Below are 20585 nucleotides of genomic sequence, written 5' to 3'. Positions count from 1 at the left end.
CTCCTCACGCGGCCCGGGCGATGCGGCCTGCCGACAGCGCCTCGAGGATGCGCTCGCGCGGACCGTCGGCCACGATCTTGCCGGCGTCGACCACGATCACCCGGTTGACCAGGCTCAGCAGCGAGGTGCGGTGCGTCACCAGCACCACCGTCTTGTGGCGCGCGAAGTTGCTGATCTGCTGGGTGACGTGCGCCTCGGTGGAAAAGTCCATCGCGCTGGTGGGCTCGTCGAGCAGCAGCAGCGGCGCGTTGTGCAGCACCGCGCGGGCAATGCCGATGGCCTGGCGCTGGCCGCCCGACAGCAGCTCGCCGCGTTCGCCCACCTCCATGTCGAAGCCGCGCGGGTGACGGTTCACGAACTCGGTGAGCCCGGCCACCTCGGCGGCGGCGACCACCGCGGTGTCGTCGGCGTAGGGCATGCCGAAGGTGATGTTCTCGCGCAGCGAGCCGTAGAACAGGTTCACGTCCTGCGACACGTAGCCCATGTTGCTGCGCACGTCGGCCGGGTCGAGCTGGCGCAGGTCGATGCCGTCGAGCAGCACCGCGCCTTCGGTGGGCTGGTAAAGGCCCAGCATCAGCTTCTGGATGGTCGTCTTGCCCGACCCCACCTTGCCGATGAGCGCGACGCGGTCGCCGGGCGTGAGCTTGAAGCTCACGCCTTCGAGCGCGGCGTCCTGGCGGCCGGGGTAGTTGAACTTGACGTTGCGGAACTCGACTTCGCCCTTGAGCTCGCGCCGGTGGATGAAGCTTTCGCCGGCCGGCCGCTCCACCGGCTGCTCCATGATGCGGTTGAGCGACTCGAGTGCCGTGCGCGCTCCCTGGTACTGCATCAGGAGGCCCACGATCTGCCCGGCCGGCGACAGCGCCCGCGAGCCCAGCATCGTGGCGGCGATGAGTGCGCCCATGGTGAGCTGCCGCTGGCTGATCAGGTAGACGCCCACGATCACCAGCACCACGGTCACGAGCTGCTGCAGCCACGCCGTGCCGTAGATGGCCTTCTGGGACACCGAGCGCATGCGGGTGTTGACCCGCGCCAGGAAGGCATTGGCCCGTTCCCACTTTGACTGCACCACGCTTTCGGCGCCCTGCGACTTGATGGTTTCGATGCCCGACAGGCTTTCGATCAGGGTGGCGTTGCGCAGCGCCGAGGCCTTGTAGGTGGTCTGCGACAGCTCGTGCAGCCGGTGCTGCAGCACGTAGCCCAGCACCAGGATGAGCGCGAAGGCCACCACCACCGGCACCGCCAGCCAGGGCGAGATCCAGGCCATCGCGACGAGGAAGATGATGGCGAAGGGCAGGTCGATCAGCGCGGTGACGGTGCTCGAGGCGATGAAGTCGCGCACCTGCTCGAAGCCTCGCAGGTTGGAGGCGAACGACCCCACCGACGCCGGCCGGTGCTCCAGCCGCATGCCGAGCACGCGTTCCATCAGCGTGGCCGAGATCTGCACGTCGATGCGGGCGCTGGCCTCGTCGACGAAGTGGCTGCGCAGCAGGCGCATGAACAGGTCGCCGCTGATCACGAGCAGCACGCCCACCGACAGCGCCCAGAGCGTTTCGGTGGCGCTGTTGGGCACCACGCGGTCGTAGACGTTCATCGAGAACATCGGGAACACGATCGCGAAGATGTTGATGAGCAGTGCCGCCCAGAGCACGTCGCGGTAGACGAACCGCTGCTGGAGCACCGCGCTCCAGAACCAGTGGCCGCTGCGAGTGGCGCGCACGTCGGGCGTGCGGCGGTCGAAGCGGAAATGAGGCCGCACGAAGAGCGTGACGCCGGCATAGCGCTCGGCCAGGTCCACCGCCGGCATGGTGACCGAGCCCTGGCCGGTCTCGGGCAGCAGCACCCGGGCATGCAGGCCGCCCTCGGGCAGGGTTTCCCAGCCGAGCAGCACGCAGGCGCGCTCGTTCTTGAGCACCAGGATGGCCGGCAGCGCGGCGGCGTCGAGCCCTTCGAGCTTCTGGCGCTGCAGCTTGGCGCTCATGCCCGCGCGCGCGGCGGCCCGCTCGGCCAGCGCCAGCGTCAGGCGGCCGTCGACCAGCGGCAGCCCGGCGGCCAGCGAGGCCCGCGACGCGCCTTGGCCGTGCAGGCGGCAGACCTCGAGCAGGCAGTCGAGCAGGGGGTCGGGGTGGATCAGGTCCTCGCGCAGGCGCTGCGTCGCGCCGATGCGCTGAGCGGAAGGAGAGGGCGGCGGGGCGGCGGGGGGCGGGTTGCTCGGGCCGTTCATGGTGCTGCGCTGCGGTGCCTACGAGATATCGGCGCAATGCACATCGAACTGACCGCGCCGGCGGTCGTCGAAGTAGCGACGCAGCGTTTCGCGCACCGTGCGGAAGGCCAGCTCGTCCCAGGGAATCTCGGCCTCCGAGAACAGGCGCGCCTCGATGGTCTCGGGCCCCGGCGCGAAATCGGTGTCGACCAGCGTCGCGCGGTAGAACAGATGCACCTGCGCGACCTTCACGACGTTGAGGACGGTGAACAGCCCTTCGAGCCTGATGCGTGCGCCGGCCTCTTCGTCGGTCTCGCGCAGGGCGCCTTCGGCGGTGGTTTCGCCGATCTCGAGGAAACCGGCCGGCAGCGTCCAGAGACCGTAGCGCGGCTCGATGTTGCGCCGGCACAGCAGCACCTGCTCGCCCCACACGGGCACGGTGCCCACCACGTTGATCGGGTTCTCGTAGTGGATCTCGCCGCAGTTCAGGCAGGTGGCTCGTTCACGGTTGTCGTCGGCCGGGATGCGGTATTCGACTGCGTGACCGCAGGCTCGGCAGTGCTGGATGCTGCGCGCTTTGAACATAGGCGGGCAGTGTATCGCCGGCACTCGCCGCCTGGCTCGGCGATGACCCGCAGGGCCTATGCCGCGACCTCGCGTGGCATCATCGCCGGCGCTCGTCTTCCCGGATGCCCGTGCAACACCACAACACAAGGTAACCCGATGTCCTACGTGATCCCGGTTCCCACCGTTCCCAGCGTGCCGGTGGCCGGCGGCACCAGCCGCTTCCCGGTGCGCCGCATCTATTGCGTCGGCCGCAACTACGCCGAACATGCCATCGAGATGGGACACAGCGGTCGCGAGCCGCCGTTCTTCTTCATGAAGCCTGCCGACGCGGTGCTGCCGGTGGAACCGGGTGCCACCGGCAACATGGCCTACCCGAGCCTCACCAGCAGCCTGCATCACGAGGTGGAACTCGTGGTGGCCATCGGCAAGGGCGGGCGGGACATCGAGGCCGGTCGCGCGCTGGAGCACGTATGGGGCTACGCTGTCGGGCTGGACATGACCCGCCGCGACCTGCAGGCAGAGGCCAAGAAGCAGGGGCGGCCCTGGTGCATCGCCAAGGGCTTCGACGAGTCGGCGCCGATCGGCGCCATCACCCCCGCGGCCCAGGTCCCCGGCATCGCCACCGCGGCGATCGAGCTGCAGGTGAACGGCGGCGCGCGCCAGTCCAGCCGCATCGACAAGATGATCTGGAACGTGGGCGAGATCATTGCCCACCTGTCGGCCGCCTGGGAGCTGGCGCCCGGCGACCTGATCTTCACCGGCACGCCGGAGGGCGTGGCGGCGGCTGCGGCGGGCGACGTGCTCGAGGCGCGCGTCGAGGGCCTCGCCGGCCTGCGCGTGGAACTCGTTCGCCGGTAAGCAGGTGGCCATGCAGCTCTACAACTATTTCCGTTCGTCCGCCTCGTTTCGCGTGCGCATCGCGCTGGCGCTCAAGGGCCTGGCCTACGACTACCTGCCGGTGCACCTGGCGAAAAACGAGCAGCTGCAGGCGTCGTATGCCGAGCTGTCCGCGGCAAGGCTCGTGCCTTTGCTGAAGGACGGCGACACGCAGGTGAGCCAGTCGCTGGCCATCATCGAATATCTCGATGAGCTGCATCCCGAGCCTGCGCTGCTGCCCGGCACCGCAGGCGATCGTGCCCGCATCCGCTCGCTGGCACTCGACATCGCCTGCGAGATCCACCCGCTGAACAACCTCCGGGTACTGCGCTACCTGGTTCGCGACCTCGGCCTGAGCGAGGACGCCAAGAACGGCTGGTACCGGCACTGGGTGGAAAGCGGGCTCGACACGGTGGAGCGCCGGCTGGCCCATGAGGCCGGCACCGGCCGCTTCTGCCACGGCGACACGCCCACGTTCGCCGACTGCGTGCTGGTGCCGCAGATCTTCAATGCGCAGCGCTTCAATTGCCGGCTAGACCACGTGCCGACGGTGATGCGCGTGTTCGAGGCCTGCATGGCGCACCCGGCCTTCCAGCAGGCTCAGCCGTCGAACTGCCCCGACGCGGAGTCCTGAACATGAGCGCCGCCGGACCCCATCCCGACTGGCTCGTGCCCGAACTGGATGTGCCCGGCGTGCGCGCGGTCATGACCTCGCGGGCCGGCGGCGTGAGCGCGGCACCCTACGACAGCCTGAACCTGGGCATCGCGGTCGATGACGACCCGCTGGCCGTGGCAGCCAACCGGGCGCGGCTGGCCCAGGCCGTGGGCGGCGCCCGGCCGGTGTACCTGAAGCAGGTGCACGGGGCGCGGGTGGTCACGCTGAACGCCGGCGATGCCGATCACCCACCGCAGGAGGCAGATGCGAGCCTGACCACCGAACCGGGCGTGGCCTGCCTGGTGCAGGTAGCCGACTGTCTGCCGGTGCTCCTGGCGGCACCCGCCGCGCGCGGCGTTGCCGCCGCCCACGCCGGTTGGCGCGGCCTGGCCGGCGGCGTGGTGGACCACACCGTGGCTGCCCTGTGCGAGGCAGCGGCCTGTTCTGCCGGCGAGCTCTCGGCCTGGCTCGGCCCCTGCATCGGCCCGCGACGGTTCGAGGTGGGCGCCGACGTGGTCGACGCCTTTGGCACTGCAGCCCGCCACCGGTTCTTCCCCAGGCCCGATGCTCCGGGCAAGTGGCTGGCCGACCTGGCCGGCCTGGCGCGCGATCGCCTGGCCGCGCTGGGCGTGATCCGCATCAAGGGCGGCCGGTGGTGCACCGTCGAAGATGCGTCACGGTTCTTTTCTTTCCGGCGCGACCGCGTCACCGGCCGCATGGCCGGCTGCATCTGGATCGAGCGCTGAACCCGCGGCCTGCGCCTCGCGCTGCCGTCGCGCCCGGCGCCGTGCCGGGGTGCTCAACAGGTAGAGCACGAGTGCGAGCGGGCCGACGCCATACAGCAGGAAGGTGAAGAAGGCGCCCAGCACCGTTCCGACCGGGCTGGTGGCCTCGGCGATGGCCATCATCAGCACGACGTAGATCCAGGCAATGGCAATCAGGTACATGGAAGTCCCAGGCTCGACAGGCCGGCGACAGTAACGTGAGCCCAAATGGGCTGGGTGTGACGTTTTGCCGTTTTCAATGCCACATTGAGAAATTGAACGCCATAATGTGGCAACGCGATCCGGCTACCGTAGGGATCGCGGCAGAGGGATGATGCGATCTTGGCACGTCCGGCTGGCCGCGAAACGAAAACGAAGAACCGAGACAGGAGACATATGTCGAGCAGGCAGTCACAGGCCCCTACGGAGGCCATTGGTGCAAGCGCGCAAGCCTTCGGGCATTCGGTCGGCGAGGCATTGCAGGCCGTCGCAGGGCTCAACGTGCCGTGGGACACACTGTCTCGCCTCCAGTCCGACTACATGCAGGAAGCCACCGCGCTGTGGAACCAGTCGCTCGGCGACGGGGAGCCCGCGCCCAAGCCCGCCGACCGCCGCTTCTCCAGCGATGCGTGGAACCGCAATCCGATGGCGTCGTACATGGCGTCGATGTACCTGCTGAACGCCCGCACCCTGCTGCAGATGGCCGAAAGCATCGAAGGCGACGAAAAGACACGCCAGCGCGTGCGCTTTGCGGTGCAGCAATGGATCGATGCGGCGTCGCCGGCCAACTACCTTGCGCTCAACCCGGAGGCACAGCAGCGTGCGCTGGAGACCGGAGGCGAAAGCATCAGCAAGGGGCTGCTGCACCTGTTGGGCGACGTTCAGCAGGGGCACCTGTCGCAAACCGATGAAAGCCTGTTCGAGGTGGGGCGCAACGTGGCCACCACCGAGGGCACGGTCGTGTTCGAGAACGAGCTGTTCCAGCTGATCGAATACACGCCGCTGACCGACAAGGTGCATGAGAAGCCGCTGCTGATCGTGCCGCCTTGCATCAACAAGTTCTACATCCTCGACCTGCAGCCCGAGAACTCCTTCGTGCGTCACGCCGTCGAGCAGGGCCACCGCGTCTTCCTGATGAGCTGGGTGAATGCCGACGAGTCGCTGGGTGACAAGACCTGGGACGACTACATCGAGGATGGCGCGATCCGCGCGATCACCGCGGTCAAGGCCATCGCGAAGCAGGAGCAGATCAACACGCTCGGCTTCTGCATCGGCGGCACCATCCTTGCAACGGCTCTGGCGGTGCTCGCGGCCCGTGGCGAAAAGCCCGCGGCCAGCCTGACGCTGCTGACCTCCTTCCTCGACTTCTCGAACACCGGCGTGATCGACCTGTTCATCGACGAGGCCGCCGTGCAGATGCGCGAAATGAGCATCGGCCAGAGCGGCCTGCTCAAGGGCGGTGAACTGGCGACGACCTTCTCGTTCCTGCGGCCCAACGATCTCGTGTGGAACTACGTGATCGGCAACTACCTGAAGGGCGAAACGCCGCCGCCGTTCGATTTGCTGTACTGGAACTCCGACAGCACCAACCTGCCGGGGCCGATGTTCTGCTGGTACCTGCGCAACACCTACCTCGAGAACAAGCTGCGCGAACCAGGCGCGCTCACCGTGTGCGGTGAGCAGGTGGACTTGCGCCAGGTCGACGTGCCGGCGTTCATTTATGCGTCACGCGAAGACCATATCGTGCCGTGGGACAGCGCCTATGCCTCGACCCGTGTGCTGCCGGGCAAGAAGCACTTCGTGCTGGGTGCGTCCGGGCACATCGCCGGCGTGATCAACCCGCCCGCCAAGAAGAAGCGCAGCTTCTGGACCGCAAGCCGCCTGCCGGCCAAGGCCGGCGACTGGTTCAATGCCGCGAAGGAGCAGCCCGGCAGCTGGTGGCCGGAGTGGTATGCCTGGCTCGAGCCGCTTGCGGGCAAGCTGGTTGCAGCACCCAAGTCGCCTGGCGAGCGCACCTATCGCCCCATCGAGCCGGCGCCCGGGCGCTATGTGAAGCGCAAGGCCTGAAGCCACCGGTCCTCTTTCCTCTTTCTCGTCCCGCCTCTCTTTCCCTCTCTTCGTCCGCCGTACATCCAAGGAGCTCACCATGACCACCGATATCGTGATCGTTGCCGCCGCCCGCACTGCCGTGGGTAAGTTCGGAGGCACGCTGGCCAAGACGCCGGCGGCCGAGCTCGGGGCCGTGGTCATCCAGGAGCTGCTCAAGCGCGCCAAGCTGAGCGGCGAGCAAATCAGTGAAGTGATCCTGGGCCAGGTGCTGACGGCCGGCGTGGGCCAGAACCCGGCGCGCCAGGCGGTCATCAAGGCCGGCCTCCCACAGGGCGTGCCGGCCTTCACCATCAACAAGGTCTGCGGTTCGGGTCTGAAAGCGGTGATGCTGGCGACCCAGGCCATCCGAGACGGCGACTCGGAGATCGTGATCGCCGGCGGACAGGAGAGCATGAGCCTCGCCCCTCACGTGCTGAATGGTTCGCGTGACGGCCAGCGCATGGGCGACTGGAAGATGGTCGACACCATGATCAGCGACGGCCTGTGGGACGTCTACAACCAGTACCACATGGGCATCACGGCCGAGAACGTGGCCAAGAAGTACGGCATCACCCGCGAGCAGCAGGATGCGCTGGCGCTGGCCTCGCAGCAGAAGGCCGCCGCCGCGCAGGATGCCGGACGGTTCAAGGACGAGATCGTCGGCGTGACGATTCCGCAGAAGAAGGGCGACCCGGTGGTGTTCGACACCGACGAGTTCGTCAACCGCAAGACCAATGCCGAAGCGCTGGCGGGGCTGCGCCCGGCCTTCGACAAGGCGGGCACGGTGACCGCGGGCAATGCGTCGGGCATCAACGACGGCGCGGCTGCGGTGGTGGTCATGTCGGCCAGGAAGGCCGACCAGCTGGGCCTCACGCCGCTCGCGCGCATCGCTTCCTACTCGAGTGCGGCGCTCGACCCGTCGATCATGGGCATGGGGCCGGTGCCGGCCTCCAAGCGCGCGCTCGAGCGCGCAGGCTGGAAGGCCGCCGACCTCGACCTGCTGGAGATCAACGAGGCCTTCGCCGCCCAGGCCTGTGCCGTGCACAACGAAATGGGCTGGGACACCAGCAAGGTCAACGTCAACGGCGGCGCCATCGCGATCGGCCACCCGATCGGCGCTTCCGGCTGCCGCATCCTCGTGACGCTGCTGCATGAAATGCAGCGCCGCAACGCCAGGAAGGGCATCGCCTCGCTGTGCATCGGCGGTGGCATGGGCGTTGCATTGACCGTGGAACGCTGAAGACCGCGTTCCACACCTAGGGAGAGTCCGCACAGGGCCAACCCCGTTGACCCCGACTGCACATCGGTCGACCCTGGCGGACAAGAAGACAACATTCAACCGGAGAGAAAAATGGCTCAGAAAGTGGCGTATGTGACGGGTGGCATGGGCGGCATCGGCACGGCGATCTGCCAGCGGCTGCACAAGGACGGATTCAAGGTCATCGCGGGCTGTGGCCCCAGCCGTGACTACAACAAGTGGCTCGACGAGCAGAAGGCGCTGGGCTACACGTTCTACGCCTCGGTGGGCAACGTGTCCGACTGGGAATCCACCGTGGCGGCCTTCTCGAAGGCGAAGTCCGAACATGGCCCGATCGACGTGCTGGTCAACAACGCCGGCATCACCAAGGACGGCGTGTTCCGCAAGATGAGCAAGGCCGACTGGGACGCGGTGATCGACACCAACCTCAACAGCCTGTTCTGCGTCACCAAGCAGGTGATCGACGACATGCTCGACCGGGGCTGGGGCCGCATCGTCAACATCAGCTCGGTCAACGGCGAAAAGGGCCAGTTTGGCCAGACCAACTATTCGGCGGCCAAGGCCGGCATGCATGGCTTCACCATGGCGCTGGCTCAGGAAGTCGCCAACAAGGGCGTCACCGTCAACACGGTGAGCCCGGGCTACATCGGCACCGAGATGGTCCGCTCGATCCGCCCGGAGGTGCTCGACAAGATCGTCGCCACCATCCCGGTGAAGCGCCTGGGTACGCCTGAGGAGATCGCGTCCATCGTGGCATGGGTGGCCTCCGACGAGTCGGCGTTTGCCACCGGCGCGGACTTCTCCGTCAACGGCGGCCTGCACATGGGTTGAGCGCGCGCCCGCCCCCTGGGCGTTCGAGAGGCCGGCTGCCTTGCAAGAGGGGCCGGCCTCTTGCCTTTGTGGCCTCAGCGTGTCCCGAGCAAGTCCCGGGCGGCGGCGGCCAGAGACGACTCGGAGCCGTCTTTCAGGTGCAGCTGTTGTGCCGTATCGAAGCCGGCGAAGCTGCGCTGCATCGACCTGGTATAGCCGGGGTCGTAGTGCTTGTGCATCAGCTCGAGGAACACGTCGGCGACCCGCCCGGCCCGGGCGTCGGCCTGCCAGCGGGCAATCTGCTGGCGACCCCGGAGCTCGACCAGTGCATTGAGCTTCTCGCAGAAGGGCTCGACGTCCTGCACGAAGAAGTCGTAGTCCTGTAGCAGCAACTGCAGGCGGGCCTCGTCGGGCATTTCGACGTGCACGCAGCGGCTGGTGCTGCGCATGCGCTCGATCAGCGTTTCGGGCACCTGCAGCCTGCCGATCTTCTTGCTCTCGCTTTCGACGAACACCGGCCGGGCCGCATCGAAACGGCGCAGCTCGTTCCAGACGGCGGTGTCGAACGCCTTCTGTGACGGTTGCGGATGCCCCGGCAGCGAACCCAGCACCGACCCGCGATGGCATGCCAGGGCTTCGAGATCGAGCACCTGTGCGCCAGCACCCCGCAGAGCCTGCAGCAGCCGGGTCTTGCCGCTGCCCGTCTTGCCGCACACCACGCGCAGGTCGAGCTGGCCGGGCAAGTCCTGCAGCTGCGCCATCACGACATGGCGAAACGCCTTGTAGCCGCCTTCGACCACCTGGGTGCGAAAGCCGATCTGGCCGAGAAACCAGGCGAGCGTGCCGGAGCGCTGGCCGCCGCGCCAGCAGTAGACCAGCGGGCGCCAGTTCTTCGGCTTGTCGAGCACCCGGGTTTCGATGTGCTCGGCGATGTTGCGCGCCACCAGTGCCGCGCCGCGCTTGCGGGCTTCCAGGGCCGAGACCTGCTTGTATTCGGTGCCGACCGCACGGCGCTCGTCGTCGTCCAGCACCGGCCAGTTCAGGGCTCCGGGCAGCCGATCCTCGGCGTACTCGGCAGGCGAGCGGGCATCGATGAGGGTGTCGAACTGGTCGAGGTGGGCAACGGCATCGGCCGCGGAAATCGCACGAACGGACATGCGGCGATTGTCGCTGCGCCGGAGGCGCAGCCCGCCGCGGCCGCGGCTCGACGGGTCAGCCGCGTGTGCGACTTTCCTGGGCGGCCAGGCATTCGAGCGCGGCGCATACCTCGGCGAACGTGCCGCCGATGGCCGCGCGGCGGCTGTCGTGCGGATCCTGGCTGATCCAGAAGCTGCGGCTTGGCCGTGCAATACCCGCCTTGCAGACGGCTGCTGCGGTGCGACGCGGCGGCGCCGACGCCGAGGCCAGGCAGAGACTCGGGCCGCCAAAAGGCAGGCTCAACTGCCGAGGATGTGTGCCTTCGGAAGAGAGACCGACAAGGCGGGCGGCAAGGCGAACGAAGCGAATCATGAGCATCTCCGAAATTCAAGAACAGCAATGAAGTTCGGCAGGATTGGCAAGGCAAGGCCGACCGCGGGATCGCATGCAGCACGACGAGTGCGCTGCACGTATGCCCGCCACCCGCGGGGGCCGGGGATTCAGCAGGTGATGAAGATCATGGATGGACGCTTTCGCTGGCTGCCGGGATCGGGCCGTACAGCGCCTTGCGTTGCGCCGTGTACTGCCACCAGGGGGCGGCCGGCGAGCCGCGCATGAAGTCGGTGGCCGCCATGAAGGTGTCGAGCACGCAAGGATCCTGGCGCACGCCGGTCTTGGCGCACAGGTTCTGGTAGAGCACGAAGGCGTCCTTGCCAATCAGGTCTTGTGGCCTGGCGATGCCGATGAGCCGAAGGTCGGCTGCCAGCGACGGGCCGATGTTCGGCAACTGCTCGAGGGCAACGCATTCCTGGGCACTGCGCACCTTCGGCGCCTTGAAGCTTGCGGGGCGGAGCGATCTCACGATGAACCTCATCACATGAGCATGGTGTTGCGGATCAGGCCGACGGCCAGGCCCTCGAGCTCGAATTCGCCGCTTTCGGGCGTGACCAGCAAGGTGCTGAACTCCGGGTTCTCGGGGATCAGTTCGATGCCGGCCTTGGTGCGGCGGAAGCGCTTGACGGTGACCTCGTCGTTCAGGCGCGCCACGACGATCTGGCCGTTCTTGGCCTCCTTGGCACGCTGCACCGCGAGCAGGTCGCCATCGAGGATGCCGGCATCGCGCATGCTCATGCCGCGCACCTTGAGCAGGAAGTCCGGCTGGCGCGGGAACATGCTGGCCTCGACCACATAGGTCTGGTCGATGTGCTCCTGGGCGAGGATCGGTTGGCCTGCTGCCACACGGCCCACCAGCGGCAGCGACAGCTGAGCGAGGCTGGGCAGCGGTAGAGAAAACTGCAGCCCTGCGCCCGACAGACGCAAGGCATTGATCGAGCGCAGTGTGGCATCCTTCAGCCGGATGCCGCGGGAGGTTCCACCCACCAGCTCGATGACGCCTTTGCGGGCCAGGGCCTGCAGGTGTTCTTCGGCTGCGTTGGCGGAGCGGAAGCCGAGCTCGGCGGCGATCTCGGCACGCGTGGGCGGTGCACCGGTGCGCTCGATGCTGCTCTGAATGAGCTCGAGGATCTGCTGCTGGCGGGCGGTGAGTTTGGGGGCGTCGTCCACGGGGCGGTCCTTCTTGGTTTTCCGCATGAAATGACCCGGCTGGTCATCCATCCAGTATCTGTATTTTTATCCAGCTTTCCCTGAAATGCAAAGCATCTCGAAGAATTCAGCCGCCAAGACCGTGATCCTCGGGACGGGCGGCACCATTGCCGGCACGGCCGAGGCGGGCGACAACATCGGCTACACCGCGGCGCAGCTGGGTGTGGCCCAGCTGGTGGCCCGGGTGCCTGCCCTGGCCGGCGTGCCGCTCGAGGTGGAGCAGGTCGCGCAGCTCGACAGCAAGGACATGGACTTCGCCACCTGGCGCCTGCTGGCGCAACGGGTGGCCTTCCACCTCGATCGCCCGGACGTGGGCGGGGTGGTCATCACCCACGGCACCGACACCCTGGAGGAAACCGGCTACCTGCTGCACCGGGTGCTGGCTCCGGCCAGGCCGGTGGTGCTGGCCGCCGCCATGCGGCCGGCAACGGCCCTGCTGGCCGACGGTCCGCAGAACGTGCTCGACGCCGTGTCCGTGGCCTGCCATCCCGAGGCCCGCGGCGTGCTGGCCGTGCTGTCCGGCGCCGTGTGGGTCGCCGGCGAGATGCGCAAGACGCATTCGTACCGGACCGATGCCTTCAGTGCCGGCGACGCCGGGCCGCTGGGCTGGTTGGAGGAGGGCGTATTGCGGCAGTTGCGCCCGTGGCCGGTTGCCAGGTCGGTGGGCCTTGCGCCGCTGGAGCGCCGCGAGTGGCCCCGGGTGGAGATCGTCTTCAGCCATGCAGGCGCCGACGGCCGCCTGGTCGACGCGCTCGTGCGCGATGGCGTCGACGGGCTGGTGGTGGCGGCCACCGGCAATGGCACCGTGCATCACGAGGTCGAAGCGGCCCTGCTGCGCGCCCAGGCGCAAGGCGTGAAGGTGTTGCGCAGCACCCGCGTCGGTGCCGGCGCCGTTCTGGCCAAGCCGGGCGATGCGCTGCCGTCGGCCGGCACGCTCACACCGGTGCAGGCGCGTGTGGAGCTGCTGCTGCAGCTGCTCGAAGGCGCGCCGCGCTGAAATGAAAAAGGCCGCGCGCCGAGGTTGGGCTCGGCGCGCGGCCTGCGTGGGCCGTGTGCAGGTCAGACCAGCGTGAGCGTCACGTCGATGTTGCCGCGAGTGGCGTTCGAGTACGGGCACACCTGGTGCGCAGCGTCCACCAGGGCCTGTGCCGCAGCGCGGTCCATGCCCGGCAGCGAGATCTTCAGCTCGGCCTGGATGCCGAAGCCGTTGGGGATGGGGCCGATGCCCACGCTGCCGTCGATGCTCACGTCGGCCGGCAGGGCGATCTTCTGCTTGGCGGCCACGGCCTTCATCGCGCCGATGAAGCAGGCCGAGTAGCCGGCCGCGAACAGCTGCTCGGGGTTGGTGCCCGGGCCGCCTGCGCCGCCCAGTTCACGCGGCGTGCTCAGTTCGACTTGCAGCGCGCCGTCGGACGACTTGGCGCTGCCCTGGCGGCCGCCGGTGGCGGTGGCGTGGGCGGTGTAGAGGACTTTTTCGAGGGCCATGCTTGCTCCTGTGGGGGTGGGTTGACGTAGAGGTACTGCGGGGAAAGGCTCAGGCCGACCTGGCGGCCACGAGCCCGGGTTCGAGGTGCTGCGCCAGGCTCTTGCGCAGCCGGTGCAGGCGCTGGGTGAGCTCGATCACTTCTTCGAGGCTGCACTGGGTGGCGCACAGGATCTCTTCCGGCACCGCATGCGCGCCTTCCTTCATGCGCCGGCCCGCGGGCGAAAGGCTCACGATGACCCGGCGCTCGTCTTCGCGGGCGCGTTCACGCTGGACGAGGCCCGAGGTTTCCATGCGCTTGAGCAGCGGGGTCAGCGTGCCGGAGTCGAGGAACAGGCGCTCGCCGAGTTCGCTGACGGTGAGGCCGTCGCGCTCCCACAGGGCCAGCATCACCAGGTATTGCGGATAGGTGAGGCCCAGTTTGTCGAGCACCGGCTTGTAGAGCTTGGTCATGGTGAGCGAGCTCGAATACAGCGCGAAGCACAGCTGATTGTCGAGATGCAGCATCGCGCCGGCCGGCATGCGGGAGGGGGTGGCTGATTGACGCTTGGTGACCATGGGCGAGACTATAGGCTGTACAAAATTAAATTGCAAGCAATTTAATTGCGGCAGGCAGGTGGCGAACGGGAACGGCTGCTCGCCGTGACCCACCGATGCGATGCGCTGTACTCAGCCTTGGGTGAGCGATTCGATCGCCTCGCCCAGCTCCAGCCAGCGGGCTTCGAGTTCGTCGATCTGCGTGGCCAGCTGCTTGAGTCGCTTGCCATGCTCGGCCTGTCTTGCGGCGGGCAGGCCGGGGTCGGCCAGCGCGGCGAACAGGCCGTCGCGCTCCTCGGTGGCCTGGGCCAGGCGCTTCTCGACGGCGGCCAGCTCCACCTTCAGCGGTTTCGCCTGTTCGGCCAGCTTCTGCCGGGCCTGGGCGGCGGCCTTGCGCTCGTCGCGGCGGTTGCCGCCGGCGGCAGCCGGTGCTGCAGGGGTTTCGGCCGCCGACTGCTCGCGCAGTGCGAGGGCCTGCTCGCGGGCGTTGTCGAGCAGCCAGCGCTGGTAGTCGTCGAGGTCGCCGTCGAAGGGCTCCAGCCTGCCGCCCGAAACGAGCCAGAACTCGTCGCACACCTCGCGCAGCAGCGCCCGGTCGTGGCTCACCAGCATGACGGTGCCCTCGTATTCGTTGAGGGCCATGCTCAGCGCCTCGCGGGTGTTGAGGTCGAGGTGGTTGGTGGGTTCGTCGAGCAGCAGCAGGTTGGGGCGCTGCCACACCAGCATCGCGAGCACGAGGCGGGCCTTCTCGCCGCCCGACAGGGAACCGACCTCCTGGTAGACCATGTCGGCCGGGAAGCGGAAGCTGCCGAGGAAGGTGCGCAGGTCCTGCTCTCGCGCCTGCGGCGACACCTCCTTGGCCAGCCGCACCATGTGGGCGAGCGGCCCTTCGTCGGGTCGCAGCACGTCCATCTCCTGCTGGGCGAAGTAGCCGATGGCCAGGCCCTTGCCTTCGGTCACCGTGCCGCCCAGCGCCGGCTGCATGCGCGCCAGCGTCTTCACCAGGGTGGACTTCCCCTGGCCGTTGGCGCCGAGGATGCCGATGCGCTGGCCGGGCAGCACCGACCGGTTGATGCCGCTCACGATGGGCAGCTCGCGGCCGTCGGCCGCCCGGTAGCCGCAGACCACGTCGCGCATCGCCAGCATCGGGTTGGGCAGGCTCTCCGGCGGGCGGAATTCGAAGGCGAAGTCGCTTGCGGTGAGCACCGGCGCCAGCTTTTCCATGCGCTCGAGCGCCTTCACGCGGCTTTGCGCCTGCTTGGCCTTGGTGGCCTTGGCCTTGAAGCGGTCGATGAAGCGCTGCAGGTGGGCCACGCGGTCCTGCTGGCGCTCGTAGGCCGCCTGCTGCTGCACCAGCCGCTCGGCCCACATCGCCTCGAAGGCGGTGTAGTTGCCGCTGTAGCGGGTCAGCTGGGCGTCTTCAAGGTGGAGCGTCACCCGGGTGATGGCGTCGAGGAATTCGCGGTCGTGGCTGATGACCAGCAGCGTGCCCTCATAACGCTGCAGCCAGTTCTCCAGCCACACCAGCGCATCGAGGTCCAGGTGGTTGGTGGGTTCGTCCAGCAGCAGCAGGTCGGCCGGGCACATCAGCGCGCGCGCCAGCTGCAGGCGCATGCGCCAGCCGCCGGAAAAGCTGTTCACCGGCGACGCGAGCTGGTTCACCTTGAAGCCCAGGCCCAGGAGCAGCGCCTGCGCGCGGGCCCTGGCATCGAAGGCACCGGCCTCGGCCAGCGCCGCATGCGCCTCGGCGATGGCATGGCCGTCGTCTCCGGCCTCGGCCCGGGCCAGCTGCTGCTGCGCTTCGGTGAGCCGGGTGTCGCCCTCGAGCACGAAGTCGGTGGCGCTCTGTTCCGTCTCGGGCATGGACTGCGCCACTTCGGCCAGGCGCCAGCGCGCCGGCAGGCTCACGTCGCCGGCGTCGGCGTGCAGGCGGTCGGTCAGCAGCGCGAACAACGAGGACTTGCCCGCGCCGTTGCGCCCGACGAGGGAAACCTTCTCGCCGGCATGCAGCGTGACGCTCGCTTGTTCGAGCACAACCTTGGGCCCACGCCGCAGCGTGACATTCTTGAGGACAATCATCGATGTGGCAGCAAGCGGGCAGGGGCCCGCACCAGCAGGAGAACGAGAGTGAAAAAAGGGCTGACGACGGCGATCCTACATGCCGACCGCCAGGCGGAAATCGAACACGGCGCGGTGCACAAGCCCATGCACACGGCGGTGGCCTTCGGCTACCGCACCGCCAGGGAGCTGGCGGCCGTGTTCCAGGGCGAAAAGGCCGGCCATGTGTATGGCCGCCAGGGCAACCCGACCTCGCAGGCACTCGAAGCCAAGGTCAGCCTGATGGAAGACGCCGTTGGCACGGTGAGCTTCGGCACCGGCATGGCCGCAGTTGCGGCGGTGTTCCTCACCCTGCTCAAGCGCGGCGACCATGTGGTTTCGAGCAAGTACCTGTTCGGCAACACCAACAGCCTGCTGCAGACGCTCGAGGGCATCGGCGTCGAGGTGACGCTGGCCGATGCCACCGACGCCCCGCAGATCGAAGCGGCGCTCAAGCCGAACACGCGCATGGTGTTCGTCGAGACCATCGCCAATCCGCGCACCCAGGTGGCCGACCTCGAAGGCATCGGTGCGCTGTGCGGGGCGCGGGGCCTGGTCTACGTGGTGGACAACACCATGACCACGCCCTACCTCTTCCGCCCCAAGGCGGTGGGCGCCTCGCTGGTGGTGAACTCGCTCACCAAGGCGATCTGCGGCCATGGCGACGCGCTGGGCGGCGCAGTATCCGACACCGGGCTGTTCGACTGGTCGGCCTATCCCAACATCGCCGCGGCCTACCGCAAGGGAAACGCGGCCGGCTGGGGTCTGCAGCAGATCAGGAAGAAGGGCCTGCGCGACATGGGCGGCACGCTGTCGGCCGAGCATGCGCACCGCATCGCGCGGGGCGCCGAAACCCTGGGCCTGCGCATGGACCGGGCTTGCGACAACGCGATGCGCCTGTCGCAATGGCTGGCTGCGCAACCGCAGGTGGCGGCGGTGCATTACCCGGGGCTCGCCGGCCATGCCGAACACGAACGCTCCGCGCGGTTGTTCAAGGCCTTCGGTGCGCTGCTGAGCTTCGAGCTGAAGGACGGCGTCGACTGCTTTGCGCTGCTCGATGCGCTGGAGCTGGTCATCAAGTCCAGCCACCTGGGCGATGCCCGCACGCTGGCCATCCCGGTGGCCCACACCATCTTCTGGGAGATGGGCCCGGCGCAACGCAAGGACATGGGCATTGCCGACTCGCTGGTGCGCGTGTCGGTGGGCATCGAGGACTACGCCGACCTGCAAGCCGACTTCGAGCAGGCCTTCGCCCGCCTGGCGGGTTGAGCGCCGTCAGGCGCCGGCCAGCGCCTCGCGGGTCACCAGCAGCACCTGGTCGTGGCCCGCGGTGGTTTCGAGCCACAGCACTTCGAGCGCCGGGAAGGCGCGCTCGAAGTGCTCGCGTTCATGGCCGATCTCGAGCACCAGCACCGCGTCTTCGCTCATGCGGGCCGGTGCGTCTCGCAGCAGCTGGCGGATGAAGTCCATGCCGTCCACCCCGCCGGCCAGGGCCAGCTCGGGTTCGGCGCGGTACTCGGCCGGCAGCGTGGCCATGGACGACGCGTTCACATACGGCGGGTTGCACAGGATCAGGTCGTAGGGCCCGCGCACGCCGGCCAGGCCGTCGGACTGCAGCAGCGTGATGCGCTGCTGCAGCTCGTGCCTGTCGACGTTGATGCGCGCCACCTCCAGCGCATCGGCCGAGATGTCGGCCGCGTCGACCGTCACGTCGGGCCAGGCCATGGCGGCCAGAACCGCCAGGCTGCCGTTGCCGGTGCACAGGTCGAGCACGCGGCGCGTGTGGGCACCGAGCCAGACATCGATGCTGCCGTCGGCCAGCAGTTCGGCGATGAAGCTGCGCGGCACGATGGCCCGCTCGTCGACGTAGAAGGGCACGCCCTGCAGCCACGCTTCATGCGTGAGGTAGGCCGCGGGCTTGCGGGTGGCGATGCGCTGCTCCACGAGCGCGGCAACCGCCTCAGCACCGGCCGCTTCGACGTCGTCGTCGGCATGCTCGTCGAGCATGTCCAGCCGCAGGCCCAGCTTCCAGAGCGTGAGCCACGCCGCCTCGTCGAAGGCGTTGGCGGTGCCGTGCCCGAAGGACACGCCCGCCTCGTCGAGGCGGGCGGCCATGTGCTCGATCAGCTCGATGAGTTTCATGCGGCCAGCCGCTCGAGCGTCCTGCGGTAGATCTCCTTGAGCGGCTCGATGTCGGCCACCGCCACGTGCTCGTCGATCTTGTGGATGCTGGCGTTCACCGGGCCGCATTCCACCACCTGCGGGCACACCTGCGCGATGAAGCGGCCGTCGGAGGTGCCACCGGTGGTGGACAGCTCGGTCACGAGGCCGGTGGTCTCGCGGATCGCCGCGCCGATCGCCTCGGTGAGGTCGCCAGGACGGGTGAGGAAGGGGCGCCCGCCCAGCGTCCACTGCAGCTCGTACTTCAGCGCGTGGCGGTCGAGCACCGCATGCAGCCTGGCCTTCAGCGACTCGGGCGTGGACTCGGTGGAGAAGCGGAAGTTGAAGTCCACCACCGCCTCGCCCGGGATCACGTTGCTGGCCCCGGTGCCGGCGTGCAGGTTCGAGACCTGCCAGCTCGTCGGAGGAAAGTGGTCGTTGCCGCGGTCCCATTCGAGGGTGGTGAGCTCGGCCAGCGCCGGCGCCAGGCGATGGATCGGATTTTCGGCCAGGTGCGGGTAGGCGATGTGGCCCTGGATGCCCTTGACCACCAGCCGGCCCGACAGCGAGCCGCGGCGGCCGTTCTTGATCATGTCGCCCACCGCCTCCACCGAGGTCGGCTCGCCGACGATGCAGCAGTCGAGCCGTTCGCCACGCTCCTTCAGCCACTCGATCACCTTGATGGTGCCGTCATTGGCAGGGCCTTCCTCGTCGCTGGTGATCAGGAAGCCGATGGAGCCCGCATGCGCCGGGTGTGCACGCACGAATTCCTCGCAGGCCACCACCATGGCGGCGATCGAGGTTTTCATGTCGGCGGCGCCTCGGCCGTAGAGCCTGCCGTTGCGGTGGGTGGGCACGAACGGGTCGCTGCTCCATTGGGCCACCGGGCCGGTGGGCACCACGTCGGTGTGGCCCGCGAACGCCAGCACGCGGCCTTGCGGGTCGCGGCCGCGGCGCACCGCCCACAGGTTGGTCACGCGGAAGTCGTCCGGCCCGCTTTCGATGGTGTGGCAGTCGAAGTCGATCGCGCGCAGGCGTTCGGCCAGCAGCTTCTGGCAGCCGGCGTCATCCGGGGTCACGGAGGGCAGCGCGATCAGCTGTTCGGCCAGGCGCAATGCAGCCGTCATAGACCGCCGTACCCCGTGCGCGCCGGCTTGTCGTCGGTGCGCACCTCGAGCGTGATCTCGGTGAACGACGGGCCTTCGTCCACTTCTTCCTTCTTGGGCGCGGCCTTCGACTGCGGGCTCATGTCGTTCTGCAGGCGCCACATCAGGTTGGTCGGCGAATCGGCGAACGCGAGGCCTTCGTCGCGCGTGACGTGGCCTTCCATGATGAGGCGGGCGATGTCCTGCTCGAAGGTCTGCGAGCCCTCGGCCATGGACTTTTCCATCGCTTCCTTCACGCCGGAGAAGTCGCCCTTCTCGATGAGCTCGGACACCAGCTTGGTGTTGAGCAGCACCTCCACGCCCGGCACCCGGCCGCCGGCGGTCGAGCGCAGCAGGCGCTGCGACACGATGGCCTTCAGGCCCGAGGCCAGGTCGGACAGCAGGGCCGGGCGCGACTCGGGCGTGTAGAACGACAGGATCCGGCCCAGCGCGTGGTAGCTGTTGTTGGCATGCAGGGTCGACAGCACCAGGTGGCCCGACAGCGCATACGAGATGGCGGCGGTCATGGTTTCGCGGTCGCGGATCTCGCCGATCAGGATGCAGTCCGGCGCCTGGCGCAGCGCGTTCTTCAGGCCGATCTGCAGCGAGTTGGTGTCGCGGCCCACCTCCCGCTGGTTGACCACCGACTTTTTGTTCGAGAACAGGAATTCGATCGGGTCCTCGATGGTCAGGATGTGCCCGGCCATCTGCTGGTTGCGGTGCTCCAGCATCGACGCGAGCGTGGTGCTCTTGCCGGTGCCGGTGGCGCCGGCCAGCAGGATGAGGCCGCGCTTCTCGAGGATGAGCGTGTGCAGGATCTCGGGCAGGTTCAGCGAGTCGAGCTCCGGGATCAGCGACGGGATGCAGCGGAACACCGCCGCGGTGGAGCCGCGCTGCTTGAAGGCCGAAAGACGGAAGCTGGCCACGCCGGCGAGCGTGACGCCGACGTTGAGCTCGCCGGTGTCGTCGAGCTCTTCCATCTGCGAGGGGGTCAGGATCTCGGCCAGCAGCTGGCGCGGCTGCTGCGGCGTGAGCGCCTGGTCCGACAGCTGCAGGATCTGGCCGTGGATCTTGATGAGGATGGGCGTGTTGGCCGAGAGATAGACGTCCGAGGCCTGTTTCTCGGCCATCAGCTTCAGCACCCGCTCCATGTTTCCGCTCATCCGCGTCCCCTCGATCGATCTTGAAGTTTGGTTGTTTGCG

At 68.1% G+C, this 20585-nt stretch carries 21 protein-coding genes; 8 read left to right on the top strand and 13 right to left on the bottom strand.

Annotated elements, in window-relative coordinates:
- Positions 1-4 precede the first annotated feature (4 nt).
- Both E8D38_RS08240 and E8D38_RS08235 read right to left on the bottom strand, forming a co-directional pair.
- On the bottom strand, positions 5-2224 hold the full coding sequence (locus E8D38_RS08240; RefSeq protein ID WP_140627731.1) for a type I secretion system permease/ATPase: 2220 nt from the start codon (positions 2222-2224) through the stop codon (positions 5-7).
- An 18-nt stretch (positions 2225-2242) separates the two neighbouring features.
- On the bottom strand, positions 2243-2788 hold the full coding sequence (locus E8D38_RS08235; protein WP_140627730.1) for an NUDIX hydrolase: 546 nt from the start codon (positions 2786-2788) through the stop codon (positions 2243-2245).
- 138 nt (positions 2789-2926) lie between these two features.
- Between E8D38_RS08235 and E8D38_RS08230 the strand changes: the two genes are divergently transcribed.
- From E8D38_RS08230 to pgeF, 3 genes are read left to right on the top strand one after another with little or no spacing between them, the layout of a single operon-like run.
- On the top strand, positions 2927-3628 hold the full coding sequence (locus E8D38_RS08230; protein WP_140627728.1) for a fumarylacetoacetate hydrolase family protein: 702 nt from the start codon (positions 2927-2929) through the stop codon (positions 3626-3628).
- Between the two features lie 10 nt (positions 3629-3638).
- Positions 3639-4280 carry a maleylacetoacetate isomerase gene (maiA, locus tag E8D38_RS08225; protein ID WP_140627726.1) on the top strand — a complete coding sequence of 214 codons (642 nt, stop codon included), beginning with the start codon at positions 3639-3641 and terminating at the stop codon, positions 4278-4280.
- A 2-nt stretch (positions 4281-4282) separates the two neighbouring features.
- A complete protein-coding gene (pgeF, locus tag E8D38_RS08220) occupies positions 4283-5047 on the top strand; it encodes a peptidoglycan editing factor PgeF (protein WP_246099402.1) in 765 nt (254 codons plus the stop codon).
- On the opposite strand, the gene E8D38_RS08215 is transcribed toward pgeF, so the two are convergent.
- The gene (locus E8D38_RS08215; RefSeq protein WP_140627725.1) at positions 4976-5248 is read right to left on the bottom strand and encodes a hypothetical protein; all 273 of its coding nucleotides are present in this window, start codon (positions 5246-5248) and stop codon (positions 4976-4978) included. The genes pgeF and E8D38_RS08215 overlap by 72 nt on opposite strands.
- 213 nt (positions 5249-5461) lie before the next feature.
- On the opposite strand from E8D38_RS08215, the gene E8D38_RS08210 reads away from it, so the two are divergent.
- The 3 genes from E8D38_RS08210 to phbB all read left to right on the top strand — a co-directional run bounded on the left by E8D38_RS08210 (position 5462) and on the right by phbB (position 9242).
- Positions 5462-7132 (top strand): PHA/PHB synthase family protein, encoded by a 1671-nt coding sequence (locus E8D38_RS08210; protein WP_140627723.1) that lies wholly within the window; start codon positions 5462-5464, stop codon positions 7130-7132.
- Positions 7133-7211: 79 nt separating this feature from the next.
- A complete protein-coding gene (locus E8D38_RS08205) occupies positions 7212-8393 on the top strand; it encodes an acetyl-CoA C-acetyltransferase (protein ID WP_140627722.1) in 1182 nt (393 codons plus the stop codon).
- Positions 8394-8504: 111 nt separating this feature from the next.
- Positions 8505-9242: an acetoacetyl-CoA reductase gene (phbB, locus tag E8D38_RS08200; RefSeq protein WP_140627720.1), complete on the top strand. Its 738-nt coding sequence runs from the start codon at positions 8505-8507 to the stop codon at positions 9240-9242.
- Positions 9243-9316: 74 nt separating this feature from the next.
- On the opposite strand, the gene mnmH is transcribed toward phbB, so the two are convergent.
- From mnmH to lexA, 4 genes are all read right to left on the bottom strand, one after another.
- A complete protein-coding gene (gene mnmH / locus E8D38_RS08195; protein ID WP_140627718.1) occupies positions 9317-10378 on the bottom strand; it encodes a tRNA 2-selenouridine(34) synthase MnmH in 1062 nt (353 codons plus the stop codon).
- Positions 10379-10433: 55 nt separating this feature from the next.
- Positions 10434-10730, bottom strand: coding sequence for a hypothetical protein (locus E8D38_RS08190; RefSeq protein ID WP_140627716.1), 297 nt, complete (start codon positions 10728-10730; stop codon positions 10434-10436).
- Positions 10731-10875: 145 nt separating this feature from the next.
- Entirely contained in the window at positions 10876-11220 is a 345-nt protein-coding gene (locus tag E8D38_RS08185; protein WP_246099401.1) for a helix-hairpin-helix domain-containing protein, read from the bottom strand.
- 11 nt (positions 11221-11231) lie between these two features.
- Positions 11232-11921 (bottom strand): transcriptional repressor LexA, encoded by a 690-nt coding sequence (lexA, locus tag E8D38_RS08180; protein WP_140627712.1) that lies wholly within the window; start codon positions 11919-11921, stop codon positions 11232-11234.
- An 85-nt stretch (positions 11922-12006) separates the two neighbouring features.
- Between lexA and E8D38_RS08175 the strand changes: the two genes are divergently transcribed.
- A complete protein-coding gene (locus tag E8D38_RS08175; RefSeq protein ID WP_140627710.1) occupies positions 12007-12957 on the top strand; it encodes an asparaginase in 951 nt (316 codons plus the stop codon).
- Between the two features lie 62 nt (positions 12958-13019).
- On the opposite strand, the gene E8D38_RS08170 is transcribed toward E8D38_RS08175, so the two are convergent.
- From E8D38_RS08170 to E8D38_RS08160, 3 genes are all read right to left on the bottom strand, one after another.
- Positions 13020-13445: an organic hydroperoxide resistance protein gene (locus E8D38_RS08170; RefSeq protein ID WP_140627708.1), complete on the bottom strand. Its 426-nt coding sequence runs from the start codon at positions 13443-13445 to the stop codon at positions 13020-13022.
- 49 nt (positions 13446-13494) lie between these two features.
- Positions 13495-14001 (bottom strand): MarR family winged helix-turn-helix transcriptional regulator, encoded by a 507-nt coding sequence (locus E8D38_RS08165; RefSeq protein ID WP_281286089.1) that lies wholly within the window; start codon positions 13999-14001, stop codon positions 13495-13497.
- Between the two features lie 111 nt (positions 14002-14112).
- Positions 14113-16059 (bottom strand): ABC-F family ATP-binding cassette domain-containing protein, encoded by a 1947-nt coding sequence (locus E8D38_RS08160; protein WP_140627706.1) that lies wholly within the window; start codon positions 16057-16059, stop codon positions 14113-14115.
- Positions 16060-16107: 48 nt separating this feature from the next.
- On the opposite strand from E8D38_RS08160, the gene E8D38_RS08155 reads away from it, so the two are divergent.
- The gene (locus E8D38_RS08155) at positions 16108-17346 is read left to right on the top strand and encodes a cystathionine gamma-synthase family protein (protein WP_246099400.1); all 1239 of its coding nucleotides are present in this window, start codon (positions 16108-16110) and stop codon (positions 17344-17346) included.
- Positions 17347-17352: 6 nt separating this feature from the next.
- On the opposite strand, the gene prmB is transcribed toward E8D38_RS08155, so the two are convergent.
- From prmB to E8D38_RS08140, 3 genes are read right to left on the bottom strand one after another with little or no spacing between them, the layout of a single operon-like run.
- A complete protein-coding gene (gene prmB / locus E8D38_RS08150; protein WP_140627702.1) occupies positions 17353-18219 on the bottom strand; it encodes a 50S ribosomal protein L3 N(5)-glutamine methyltransferase in 867 nt (288 codons plus the stop codon).
- Positions 18216-19364: a succinyl-diaminopimelate desuccinylase gene (gene dapE, locus E8D38_RS08145; RefSeq protein WP_140627700.1), complete on the bottom strand. Its 1149-nt coding sequence runs from the start codon at positions 19362-19364 to the stop codon at positions 18216-18218. Before dapE ends, prmB begins: the two co-directional genes overlap by 4 nt.
- Positions 19361-20545, bottom strand: a complete 1185-nt coding sequence (locus E8D38_RS08140; protein ID WP_140627698.1) for a PilT/PilU family type 4a pilus ATPase — start codon at positions 20543-20545, stop codon at positions 19361-19363. Before E8D38_RS08140 ends, dapE begins: the two co-directional genes overlap by 4 nt.
- Positions 20546-20585: the final 40 nt, after the last annotated feature.

It is taken from the genome of Methylibium rhizosphaerae (assembly GCF_006386545.1).
Taxonomy (GTDB): Bacteria; Pseudomonadota; Gammaproteobacteria; order Burkholderiales; family Burkholderiaceae_C; genus Pseudorivibacter; species Pseudorivibacter rhizosphaerae.
This window is presented reverse-complemented; position numbering and strand designations above follow the sequence as displayed.